The 12,238-nt window shown below is 70.4% G+C and carries 8 protein-coding genes; 6 read left to right on the forward strand and 2 right to left on the reverse strand.

The features are described from left to right. The first annotated feature begins 522 nt into the window (after nt 1-522). The 4 genes from ACIHIX_RS45775 (at nt 523) to ACIHIX_RS45790 (ending at nt 3,304) form a co-directional block, all read left to right on the forward strand. Nucleotides 523-1,092: a transcriptional regulator gene (locus tag ACIHIX_RS45775; RefSeq protein ID WP_399966599.1), complete on the forward strand. Its 570-nt coding sequence runs from the start codon at nt 523-525 to the stop codon at nt 1,090-1,092. Nucleotides 1,093-1,127: 35 nt separating this feature from the next. After that, complete coding sequence (locus ACIHIX_RS45780; RefSeq protein ID WP_399966600.1) at nt 1,128-1,487, forward strand: hypothetical protein; 360 nt, start codon at nt 1,128-1,130, stop codon at nt 1,485-1,487. An 87-nt stretch (nt 1,488-1,574) separates the two neighbouring features. After that, entirely contained in the window at nt 1,575-2,258 is a 684-nt protein-coding gene (locus ACIHIX_RS45785; RefSeq protein WP_399966601.1) for a hemerythrin domain-containing protein, read from the forward strand. Nucleotides 2,259-2,377: 119 nt separating this feature from the next. Then, the gene (locus ACIHIX_RS45790; RefSeq protein WP_399966602.1) at nt 2,378-3,304 is read left to right on the forward strand and encodes a TIGR03619 family F420-dependent LLM class oxidoreductase; all 927 of its coding nucleotides are present in this window, start codon (nt 2,378-2,380) and stop codon (nt 3,302-3,304) included. A 31-nt stretch (nt 3,305-3,335) separates the two neighbouring features. Here the strand turns inward: ACIHIX_RS45790 and ACIHIX_RS45795 are convergent, their stop codons facing one another. Together ACIHIX_RS45795 and ACIHIX_RS45800 are read right to left on the reverse strand one after the other, a co-directional pair. Continuing rightward, nucleotides 3,336-6,629 (reverse strand): BTAD domain-containing putative transcriptional regulator, encoded by a 3,294-nt coding sequence (locus ACIHIX_RS45795; protein WP_399966603.1) that lies wholly within the window; start codon nt 6,627-6,629, stop codon nt 3,336-3,338. Between the two features lie 155 nt (nt 6,630-6,784). Then, nucleotides 6,785-10,339 (reverse strand): BTAD domain-containing putative transcriptional regulator, encoded by a 3,555-nt coding sequence (locus tag ACIHIX_RS45800; protein ID WP_399966604.1) that lies wholly within the window; start codon nt 10,337-10,339, stop codon nt 6,785-6,787. Nucleotides 10,340-10,520: 181 nt separating this feature from the next. Here ACIHIX_RS45800 and ACIHIX_RS45805 point away from each other — a divergent pair, with 181 nt between their 5' ends. Further along, on the forward strand, nt 10,521-11,225 hold the full coding sequence (locus ACIHIX_RS45805) for a hemerythrin domain-containing protein (RefSeq protein ID WP_399966605.1): 705 nt from the start codon (nt 10,521-10,523) through the stop codon (nt 11,223-11,225). Nucleotides 11,226-11,230: 5 nt separating this feature from the next. Continuing rightward, nucleotides 11,231-12,157, forward strand: coding sequence for a pyridoxamine 5'-phosphate oxidase family protein (locus ACIHIX_RS45810; protein ID WP_399966606.1), 927 nt, complete (start codon nt 11,231-11,233; stop codon nt 12,155-12,157). Nucleotides 12,158-12,238: the final 81 nt, after the last annotated feature.

Here is a 12,238-nt window from a genome sequence, read left to right on the forward strand (position 1 = left end):
AGCCCCCATCAGGCACTGACCAGCCCAAACAACCCGGTCTGCCACTGACACCCCAACAACAAAAACCCCACCGACAAAACACCACACAACACCAGCCGGATCGCTCCGCGATCCGGCGCCGGAGTCCGCTCCACGAGCTCCTCAAAACCGCACCAACTAGCAAGAAGGTAGGGTTAGTTGACGAAGCGTCATAAACTGATACAGCATCAGGCCTAACGACCTGAAAACCAAGCGAACACACCTAGGCACACCTGCACCCACACCTGCACAACCATCACACGACAATTTCCCACCTTCGCTAGAGCCAGATCGACCGAACGCCGACCAGCACGCCCCTAAACCCACACAGATGTACGACACCCCATATGGAGTAACACCGCCAACAACAAAAGCCGAGGCCGTTCCCGCTACGCCTACAAATAAATGCATATAGAGGGCGCACGGATCTTCGCAGGTCAGAGCATGTGCCGTGTAACGCTGAGGGCTATTTGAATGTCACATCGGGACGCACCTTTCCCCTCCATGGGAAATGATCATGCCCCTGCCCCGGAAAGCTCCGCCACTACGGTCGGCCGCACATCGTTCCCCTCCAGGGGAAAGGTCAAGGTGAGGAGCCGTATGGGGCGGGCAAGGCCGGCAGTGAACACGGGTACTGGCGAGCACCTCCAACTGGAACTGCTCGACAAAGACGAGAAGCCGTATGCCTGGAGCGGGGGCGGCCGCCACGTGAACGTGAGTAAGAGGCTGGCCGCGGCCGTGTGGGCGAAGGACAGGGGCTATACGAAGAACGACAAGCTCGTCTACGGTCACTCCCTGTTCAACTCACCGCCTGGCGATGAGCCATTGCGAGAGAGCTTCCGGCAGATCGGCATTGCTTTGGAGCTGCGTCCGAACGCCGTAAGTAGCTCCGTGGGTAACCTCCACAAGGGAGGATTCCTCTTGGAGGCGGAGAGAGTAGGCAAGGTGACGTTCTACAAGCTGAACGGTCGGGCCGCATATGACGGCTCCGCAAAGCAGCAACACAGGGCCATCGAGCACGCCCGCCACCCCGTCGTCCCCGTCCCATCGGAGACGAAGAAGGAAGCAATGTGATGTCTCCTACCGCCGAGCCATCCCAGCCTCGCTTCATGGAAGCCCGCGAACTGAACAACCTCCTGCTGCGATCCCAGCTGAAGCAAGGCGCAGACCTGAAGATCCTCATGTACTACGCCACGGCAGTCCCTGTCGGAGAACCGGTACGCACTACCGCCACCGACATCGGCAAACTCATCGGCCTTAGCACCACCAGCGCTTCACGCAGCATCGGCCGCCTCGCCACCAACGGCTGGCTCCAACTCGCCTATACAGCAGTCGGAGTGAAGTTCTACCGCCTCGGTCACAAAGCCATTAGTCAGCCATCAGCCCCCGAGCCCACAGACGAGCCAGACACACCCGTGGCAACAGTCCGGCATCTCCACAGCGTCCAAAACCACTGCCAACGAGCCTAATAGCGGGCTGCTCCTGCGGAGGTTCGTCGTCCTGTCCGGCAAGTCCTTTACAAGGGTTCTGCAATGGGGCTCAGGACACTGGGGGGCATGACCTCCAGCAATACATACGGATCCGCCGTGCACCCCTACACCCGCGAGATGGCCATGGTCCATCGGGTGTTTCGCCGTGAGTCGCGTCTGCTGGCCGAGCTCGTTCAAGGCGTGCGCCGGGGCGACCGTGCTCGTGCCCTGGTTCTTTCGGAGCATTGGCGGCTTTATGCCGAGGGGCTGCACACGCACCACACCGGTGAGGACGAGCTGTTGTGGCCGGTGCTGCTGCCTCAGCTGCATCTGGCTGCCGAGCAGGTGCTGGCGATGGAGGCGCAGCATCGCGAGCTCGACGAGGGGATCGCGGTGGTCCAGGGGCTCATGGACCGGTGGCAGCCGGAGGTCCGGCCCGAGGTGCGTGACGAGCTGGTGGAGGCGCTGCGTAAGCATCACCAGCAGTTGTGCTCCCATCTGGATGAGGAGGAGCGGGAGGTCATGCCGTTGGTCGCCCTTCATGTGACTGAGCAGCAGTGGCATGCGGTGGGAGAGCGGGGCCTTGCCGAGACTCCGCGGAACCGGCTGATGATCGCGCTGGGCGCCATTCTGGAGGACAGCCCGGCTGACGAGCGTCGGGAGTTCCTTGCCCGGTTGCCCCTTCCTGCCCGGCTGCTGTGGAGGGTTGTGGGGCAGCGGCAGTATCGCCGCGAGATCCGGCGAGTCCGCGGAGGGTACGCGGCTGGTTGAGCGTCGTCCTGATCCGAAGGCCCTTCCGGGCGTCTTTGCCCGTGCGGCCGCTTCGGCGGTCTGTGGCCTGACGGTCCCGAGGCCCGCCCCGTCCCGTACCCACCGAGGAACTCTCACCGATGCGCATCGGATTCGCCGTCCCGCAGTTCGGCCCGTTCGCCGACCCCGACCACACCGCCACGATGTGCGCGGCCCTGGAGAAGCTGGGCTGCCACAGTCTCTGGGCGGCCGATCGGCTGCTGGCCCCGATCATCCCTCCCGACGGGTACGTCAGTGGCAAGCCGATGCCGCTGCGGTACGGCACCCACCTCGATCCGCTGCTCGCTCTGACGGTGGCGGCGACGGTCACCGAACGGGTCCGGCTCGGGAGCAGCACGCTCAACGCCCTGTGGCAGCCTCCCCTGCTGCTCGCCCGCTCGTTGACGACGCTCGATCTGATCAGTCACGGGCGCTTGGACGTGGGGCTCGGGCTGGGCTGGATGCGTGAGGAGTACACGGCCGCCGGGGTGCCCTGGCGGGGCCGTGGCGCACGGCTGGAGGAGACTCTCGACGTTCTCGACGCCGTATGGCAGTCCGATCCGGTCGTTCACGCGGGCTCGTTGTGGAGGATTCCCGAGTCGACGATCCTGCCCAAGCCGCGGCAGCGTCCGAGGCCGCCGGTGCTGCTGGGTGGCTTCACCCCGCCCGCGCTGGAGCGTGTCGGCAGGCGCGCGGAGGGCTGGTTGGGGGCCTCGATGCCGCTGCCGTACTTTCAGGGTCTTTGGGCCGTCGCGGCCGAGGCGGCCGAGCGGGCGGGGCGTGATCCGGCGGGCCTGCGCCGGGTGTTGCGGGTCAACGCGGAGGTCACTGCGTCCGGGGCGGATGCCGCGGAGGCGTTCCAGCGGGGGACCGTGCGCCAGATCTGTGACCATCTCAGGCTGATGTGCACGGCGGACAATGACGAGGTGCTCGTGGATCTCCAGCTGACGGCCGATTCGCCTCAGCGTTTCCTCGAACTCGCGGCGGCGTTCCTGGCCGAGCTCGTCGAACCGGTGCCCGCGGTATGAGGTGAGGGGCGGAGAGGGTCTGTGAGGGTTCCTAGGCGGATACCTGCGGCAGTCCTGACAGGGCGGTTCGAGCGGCGTCCGTCCAGTGTGGGGAGTTCCATGCGGTGGCCACCCGCTGCGCCTGGAGGTAGTGGTGGCGCGCCTGTTCGGGGCGGTCCAGGTACTGGGCGAGTTCTCCGAGGGTCTGTGCGACGGGCCGGAAGGCCATGGAGAGGTTGCTCAAGCCCCCCGCCAGCGTGTGCAGGGGGAGCAGGTCCTGGTAGACCTCCGCGGCAAGTGTGCGGTCGTCGAAGGCGACCGCGGCCATACCGCGCAGCTGGGTGAGGACCACGTAGGCGAAGTCGCGCTGGATGGGGACACGTCGGGCCAGGACGGCGCGGGCCTCTTCGAGGCGTCCGGCGGCGGACAGGGAGAGCGCGGTGAGCGCTTCGTTGACCGGCCGGTACTGCTCCCACACCGCGAGCAGCATGGGCAGCATCTCGGCGAGGCGTCCTTGCTGGATCCGGATACAGCCCATGCTCAGGGCGGCCAGGCCGCTGAGATCGACGGCTCCTCGTGCCCGGAGTTCGTCCACCGCCTCCGCCAGAGTCCGCTCCGCTTCGTCGAACCGGCCCTGGGCCATGGCGAGCATGCAGTGCCGTAGCCGGGCCACCGCGAACAGGCCCTGGAGTTCGTAGGTGCGGGCGATGTCGTCGGCGCGGGCGAGGCAACGCTCCATCGCCTCTGGGTCGTTGTGGCCGGCGGCGATCCGGGCGGCGGTGTAGTGACTCATCCAGGAGTACTCGGGGCTGTCCTCGGCAGCGGCCACCTCGGCGAGTTCGTGGTGGAGCCGCTCGTAGGTCTCGGGGTCGAGGTCGCAGTCGATCCGGCGCAGCAGTGAGGTGAGGGTCAGCCCTCGCAGCCGGAGCTCGCCCGCGGCGCGGGCCAAGCGCACCGCCTCGCGTGCCACTTCCACGGCGCGCGGGTCGGAGTCGTCGAGGGCGTCGGCCAGCTGGTCGAGCAGCAGGCATCGTTGCCGGTCGGTGAGGTCCCCGCTGGCCAGCAGCATGTCCAGTTCCTCGACGGCCTCGGGGTCGGACACCGCGTAGGCGCGCACCCGCCAGGGGGTCGGCTCGGTCCAGGTCGTGTAGGCGGCGATCAGCAGGTCGGTACGCGAGGCGGCGGCGGGTTCGACCTCGGAGGGTTCGCAGGGGCCGTCGGCCTTCCTTTCCGCGCGGGCCACGCGTACCGCCTCCTGTTGGGCCTCCCGTGCCGGGACGATGGCTCCCATGCGGATGCGGGAGTCCACCAGTTGGCCCAGAGCCGTCACGCGCAGCCGGGCGGCGTCCTGATCGGCGAAGGCCTCGGGGTGGCCGGTGAGAAGGCCGAGCGCGGCGCTCAGCATGGCCTCGGCGTTCTGCGGGGCGTAGCGGCGCACTGCCTGCTCTCCCGCGAGCAGGGCGTGGCGGACCGCTGGTCCGGCGTCGGCGGTCAGCACCGGAGCCGCCTGGAGGAGGTGGTGGGCTGTGGCGGCGACGTCGTCGGAGCCGAGGGACATCAGTGCCCTGCCCAGGCGGGAGTGCAGCCGGGCCAGCCCCAGATGGGTGAGGTCGGCGGCGAGGGCGTCGCGTACCAGGGCATGGGTGAAGCGGACCGTGCCGGGGCGGGGTTCGGTGAGCAGGCCTGCGGTGACGCCCGCTTCCAGGGCGTCGAGCAGCTGGTCGGGGTCGTGGTCCGTGGCGCGGAGAAGGAGGGTGAGCGAGCTCTCGCGCCCGGCGACGGCCGCGAGCCGCAGGCCGGCCGTGACGGCGGACGGCAGGAGGGCCAGTCGGCGCTTGAGTACGTCCTGGACCCCTTGGGGGACGGCTGCCAGCGCCTGCTGCTCGCCCTCGCCGGCCAGCATGAGTGAACTCTCCCGGAGGTAGAAGGGGTTGCCTCCGGTGCGTTCGGCCAAGGCCGCCGCGACGTGATCGCTCATGTCGGATGCGCCGCGCCGCAGCAGTTCCTTCGCGTGGGCCTGTGACAGTCCACCGAGGGCCACCCGTGCGGGCGCGAGGACGGCCAGGCGGGCCAGCGCACCGGTCAGGTCGCCTTCTCCGGCGCGGTAGGAACCCACCAGCAGTACGGGGGCGTCGCGCAGTTGCTCGGCGCAGAGCAGGAACAGCTCGACGCTCTCCTGGTCACCTCGGTGCAGGTCGTCCAGGACGATCGCCAGGGGGCGGCGCAGGGCCGTCTCCCGGAGCCAGCCGACGAGCGCTCTGTGCAGGCGGAAACGCTGTGCGGGGCTGCCGTCGGACTCGCCGAAACCGGCTGCGGCGTCGGGAGTGAGCAGCGGTGCCAGCGCTGGCGTGTACGGGCCGGGCGGGGCGGCCCGCGCAAGACCGGGCAGCATGTCGAGCCAGGCCCAGCCGGGCGGGGCGCCGTCTGTCTCGGGGCATTGGCCGAACCCCACCAGCCAGCCCTGCTGGGGCAGTTGGCTGATGCCCGTCTCCAGCAGGCTTGACTTGCCGATGCCGGCCTCACCGGAGACCAGGACCACCTGGGCGTGGCCTTGCCGGGCCCGATCCGCCGCGGCCGCCAGGGCTGCCAGCTCAGCCTCGCGGCCCAGGAGCCGGTCGGCCGCGAGCGTGGTCGGCGCTTCGGGCGCGGCACCCGTTCGCGTCGCGCGGTGCAGCACGTCCAGGCGCTGGTGCAGCAGAGCCTGCTCCAACTCCACCAAAGAGGCGCCGGGTTCGACTCCCAGTTCCTCGTCGAGCGCGCGCCGGGCCCGTCGCAGCGCGCCCAGGGCGTCGCCTTGGCGTTCTTTGGCCCATAGCGCCAGCGCCAGCAGCCGCCAGGCTTCCTCGTGCAGAGGTTGTTCCTGCGTCAGGGCGTCCGCGTCGGCCAGCGCCTGGTCCACGAGTCCGGAGCCAAGGCGCGCCGCCGCGAGCCGTTCGCGGGCGGTTCGGCGCATCTCCTCCAGGCGGGTGCGCTCGCCCATGGTCCACGGCTCGTCCGAGAACTCCGCGTACGGCTGCCCGCCCCACAGGGCGAGCGTGTCGGCCAGCTCCGCGACGGCCTGGGGCGTCTGCTCCCCCGCCGTGCGGTCCATCACCCGCCGCTCGAACACCCAGGCGTCCACCGCGTCCTGTTCCAGGACCAAGGCGTAGCCGTACGGCGCACTGATCAGCACTCGTGCGGGGGCTCGCGGGGGCCGTTCCGGTTCCAGGGCACGCCGCAGACGCGCGACGTACGCATGCAGGGTCGCCTGGGCGCTGGGCGGGGTCTTTGCCGGCCACAGCCGCTCGGTGATCTGGTCCGTGGGCACCACGGTTCCCCGGGCGATCAGCAGTTGTGCCAGGAGCATCCGGGGAAGGCGCCCGCTCACGTCAATCGCGCGGCCGTCGACCTCAATCCGGAAGGATCCGAGCACTTTTACTTTGACCATGACAAGCCCAGCCTAGTGGGCGCACCTGATCGGTTCGCGGCACAGGTCGTCGCCCGAGCGGTCCGCCGGGGGGCTCAGAGGCGGAAGGCCCGGCGTTGAGCGCGCTTGCCGGCGAGTTCCTCAAGGGCTCGGCGGGCGGCTTCGGCGCAGTGGGGTGAGTTCCAGGTACGGGCGGTGCGTTCGGCTGCGGCGTAGTGCTGGGCGGCTTTCTGCTCCTCGCCCAGGAGCAGGTACAGGTCGGCCAGGGCGTGGTCCAGAGGGCGGGTGGCGTAGACGGCGGCCGCGGCGGCGAACTGGCCTCGCAGCGGCCGCAGGTGCTCGATGAGCCCGGGGGCGCTGTCCAGGTCGCCTTGGAGGACGGCCAGTTGGGAGCGGAAGTCCAGTTCGATGCCGTAGAGGTGGTCGGTGACCGGCTTTTCGGGCAGGCGTACGGCCCGCGCGTCGTCGTGGCGGCCGAGGAGGGCGAGGACGAGGGCGTAGAGGACCCCTACCGGAGCGCCCACCGCGTCGTAGACGGAGCGCATCATCGGCTCGATGTCGGCCGGGCGTCCCTGGGCGAGCCGGATGGTGGACACGCCGAGCGTGCGCATGCCCTGCGCCTGGTGGGTGCCGACGCGTTGCAGCAGGACGTCGGCCTCGGCGTACTGGGCCTCCGCCTCGTCGAACCGGCCGTGGACGGCGGCGAGCATCGCCCTCGTGGCGGTGTTGATGCCCTGGGCCCACACCATCCGGTAGCGCTTGGCCAGGGTCAGGGCCTCCGCCGTGTACCGGTTGACCGCGGCCGGGTCGTTGCCGGCGATCGCGGTGAGGGAGTCGAGGTGCTCGCAGATCCAGCGGTAGGCGGGCAGGTCGTGGGTGCGGGCGAGTTCGCGCAGTTCGGCGACCAGGGGGGTCCGCGCGTCGCCGTGCAGTTCGTGCGGGAAGAGTTTCGCCGAGGTCATCAACGCGGCGGCGAGCAGGCGCGGTTCACCGCTGGCCCGGGCCAGCAGCAGCTGGGTGCGGGCGGCTTCGGCCGCTCGGAGCGGGTCCTTGACCGCCACCGCGTCGACGAGGGCGTGGAGGACGCCCGCGCGCGTGCCGTCGTCCAGGTCCTGGTCGGAGGCGAGTTCGTCGATCCGTCTCAGTACGGCCGGGTCGTCGGGCACCGCCAGCCTGCTGTGCCAGGAGGAGGGTTCGGCCCAGGCTCCGTAGACCGCGGCCACGAGATCGCCCCGGCCCGCGTGTTCGGCCAGCTCGGTCGCGCGTTTGCGGGTATGCCGTGCCGCGTCGGTCGAGCCGGCGCTCACCTGGGCACCGAGCAGTCGCACCAGCAGGCCCACCATGTGTTCCGGTTGTTCCTCGGCGGTTCCGGGTGCCGCCGCCATGGCATGGGTGTCGATGGCCTGCTCGATCAGTTCCACGGCCACCTCGTGCGCATAGCGGCGCGCGGCCGCCTCCGCGGCGCGCAGCGCGTAGTCGACGGCCAGCGGTGCGTCGGCGATGTCACCTGACCGGGCGAAGTGGTGGGCGAGGGCGGCCAGGTCGTCGGGACGGTGCCGGCGCAGCACCTCGGCGGTGCGGGCGTGCAGCCGCGACCTGCGCACACCGGACAGGTCGGTGTACACCGTGTCCCGGACCAGGGCGTGCACGAAGCGCACCCGGCCCGGGCGGGGTTCCACCAGGAGGTTCGCCACCAGCGCCGCGTCGAGTCCTTCGAGCAGGTCGGACTCGGGCACCTCGGCGACCGCCGCGAGGATGGTCACCTCGGCCTCGATGCCCACCACCGCCGTCAGTTGTACGGCGGTCCGCGCGCTGTCGGGGAGCAGGGCAAGGCGCCTGCGCAGCACGTCGCGCACGCCTTGGGGCACCTCCGAGACCGCGACGAGGGCGCCCTCGCTGGCCAGCAGTCGGGCGCTCTCCAGGACGTAGAAGGGGTTGCCGCCGGTGCGTTCGGCGAGCGCCGACAGCGTGGCGTGGTCGACGCCCTCGCCGCAGACGGCCTCGACGACGGTGGCCATGTCGCGCGGCGGGAGTCCGCCCAGCGTGATCCGGTGGGGAACGCTGGGGGCGAGGTGGGCCAGGGTTTTGACCAGGTGGTCCCCGACTTCGGCGGGGCGGTAGGTGCCGACGGTGAGCAGCGGTACGCCGGTTACGGAGGCCGCCACCTCGACGAGGGCGAGGGTCTCGCTGTCGGCTCGGTGCAGGTCCTCCACCACGACGGCGAGCGGGGCGGCGCTCGCCGCGGCCCGCATCCACTCGGTGAAGGCACGGTGCATACGGAAACGTCCGCTGGCGGCCTCGTCGGCCGTCGGGGCCGCCTCGTTGCCCGACTCGCCCAGCAGGGCCGCCAGTTCCTCGGGGCGGGCGGGGGGCATGTCATGGGCGAGTTCACCGAGCAGCTCCACCCAGGCCCAGGCCGGTGGAGCACCCTCGTATTCGGGGCAGCGTCCGATGAGCACCCGCCAGCCCTCGGTGCGCAGGCGGCCGGCGAGTTGGCCGATGAGGGCGGACTTGCCGGCTCCGGGTTCGCCTGTCACGAGGAGCGTGGCACCACTGTGCCGGGCGGTACTCGCCGCGCTGTGGGCGGTGCGGAGTTCGGCGCTTCTCCCGACGAAGAGGTCGTGCCACCGCGGCTGGGTGGTGTCGGCGGTCACGGGCGGGCGGGAGCCATCAGCGGCGGTCACGGGCGGACGGGAGCCGTCAGCGGTCGTAGCGGGCGGACGGGGGCTGTCGGGGACAGCGAGTGAGCGGGAACGGTCAGTTGCGGAGGCACGGGAGCGGGGACTGTCAGTCGCGGAGTCGGGGTGGGGTCTCGGGGCTTCCTCGGCCGGCGAAGAGGTGCTCCGCGCGTGACCTGCGCCCAGGCCCGCCTGCTCGGGGACGGACACCGCCGTACTCAGCACGTCCAGGCGTTGCGCCAGCACCGCGTGTTCCAGCTTCACCAGCTCCGGGCCCGGCTCGCAGCCGAGCTCCTCTCGCAGGGTCCGGGCCGCGCGGCGCAGGGTGGAAAGGGCGTATGCCTGTCGGCCGCAGGCCCACTGGGCCAGGGCCAGCAGTCGCCACCCCTCTTCCCGCAAAGGGTGCTCGCTGACGAGGGCTTCGGCCTCCAGCGCGGCCTTGGACACGTGTCCGGTGCGCAGGTCGGCGGCGACCGCCAGTTCGCCGGCCTCGGCACGCAGTGCCGTCAACCGGGCCACTTCGGGCCCGGCCCAGTCCGCGTCCGTGTGTTCCGCGAACGCGGGGCCTTGCCAGCAGCGCAGGGCTTCGGCGAGCAGGGCGCGCGCTTCCTCCGGCTCGGCATCGCGGGCACGGGCGACCCCGGCTTCGAAGCGCCATGCGTCCACCGCGTCCGGCGGCAGCCGCAGCGCGTATCCCGGAGCAAGGGTGACCAGGATGCTCGCCGGGGTGCGCGGCGGGCGGCCCGGCTCCAGTGAGCTGCGCAGCCTCGACACGTACACGTGCAGCGACGCCATGGCCTTTGCTGGGGGCACGTCCTGCCACAGACCGTCGATCAGGCGGTCCACCGAGACGACGCTGCCGCGGGCAGCGAGCAGCAGGGACAGGACGGCTCGCTGTCGTGGGGAGCCCAGGTCGACGGGCTCGCCGTCGACCTGGGCGCTCAGCGAACCCAGAACTCTCAGTCGCAACACGTCGGCGAAATCTACCCAGGGGTTCGAACACTCTTATGAACAAGCAATAAACACCGACGTCATGGACGCGTCAACGCGGCTTGCAAGTGAACGGTAAGCCGATGGCAAGCGGGCGACGACAGGCTGGGCGGACGTGACCCGTTTCCACTGCGTCGCGTCCGAACCATTGGAGCAAGCAAGCGTGTTCGCCAGCCGTACGACCGAACAACTCCCGACCGCCGACCGGCCCCACGACCGGCCCCACACCCACGAGATGGTCGTGGTGCACCGGGTCTTCCGCCGCGAGTCGGCACTCCTTCCCCGCCTGGTGCGCGCCGTGGCCGACGGCGACAGCGCCCGGGTCCCCGTCGTCGCCGGTCACATCCGGGAGTACGTGACGGGACTGCACCACCATCACGAGCTCGAAGACGAACTCCTCTGGCCGCTGCTGCGAGCCCGCTGCGTGCAGGACGACGCCCTCGTCACCCGGATGGAACTCCAGCACCTGCGCATCGACGGAAGCCTGACGGGCGTGACGCAGTGGCTGCCCGAGTGGGAGCGGACCGCGGACAGCATCGCCGGTGAGGAACTGGCGCTGGCCCTCGACGCCCACCGCATCGCGCTCGTCGAACATCTCGACGAGGAGGAGCAGTCGGTGCTTCCACTCGTCGCCGAGCACCTCACGGCCGGCGAGTGGGACCTCCTGGGCGCCCGCGGGATCGAGACCGTCCCCAGCAACCGACGCCTCATCGCACTCGGGGCCATCCTCGAGGACGCCACACCCGAGGAGCGGGCCTTCTTCCTGGGCCGGGCCCCGCTTCTCGGACGTCTGCTGTGGCGTACCGTCGGCCGGCGCCAGTACGCGGCCCACTGCCGCACCCTGCGCGGCCCGCTGGGCGGTGAGTGACGGACATGACGATCCTCGAAACGGCCCCGCTCGATGTGCTGGACGCCTACCGCACCTGTGAGTTCGTCACCCTGGGCCGGGACGGCGCTCCCCTCGCCTGGCCGACCGCGACGCTCCGGCAGAAGGACGGCACGCTCCTGGTGACCACGTCCCTGGCTTTCGCGCAGAAGGCGCTGAACGTGCGCCGTGACGGCCGGGTCGCCCTGCTCTTCTCCGACCCCACCGGCAGCGGGCTCGCCCATGCCCAGCAGATCTTCGTCGGTGGTCACGCCGAGTGCGCCGACGACATCATGACGGGCACTCAGGGCGCCGAGGACTACTGGCGGATGCTCTTCGAGAGGCAGCCGCACAGCCGGGCCTACGTCTCCGTTCCCATGCGTCGGCTGATGAGCTGGTACTACCTGCGGCTGCTGATCACCGTGACACCTGAGCAGGTGATCGTACGGCCGCCGCTGGATTCGCCCGCGTCCACGCCGCCGGCCGTCTCCGGCACTCCGTTGGGGCACACCCGCCTCGCCGAGTTCCCCTCCGCCGTGCTGGCCGCGCTCGACGCCGCCGGGGCACCGGTGCTGGCACGGACCGTCCCCAGGGCCACGGCCGCCGGGTACCTCGTCGACGTTCCCGCGGACTGCGCGGTGACACCCGGGCAGGCGTCCCTGCTGGTCCACCGGCACGACGAACTGCTGAACAACATGACCAACACCCTGGTCCGAGGGGAGCTGCGCAGGGCCGGGGAGAGCTGGGAACTGGTCCCGGCCAAGGTGGTGGAGCCGATGGGCTCGGGGCGCCTGAAGGACGCCGTACGGGTGTTGCGGCAGACCAGGCGCGCCAGCGACCGGTACCTGGAACGCCGCGGGCTGGCGCGGCCGGACGTGCGGTGGCACGAGTTCAAGGCGCTTGCCGCAGCGGCTCGCAAGGGCGATTCCGCCTGATCGGTCGCCGTAGACCCGGTGCGGGAGACCAATGGGGTTGGTCTCCCGCACCGGCTTGTCCGCCGGCATCGGCGGTTACCC

It is taken from the genome of Streptomyces sp. NPDC051913, from assembly GCF_044593635.1.
Lineage (GTDB): Bacteria > Actinomycetota > Actinomycetes > Streptomycetales > Streptomycetaceae > Streptomyces.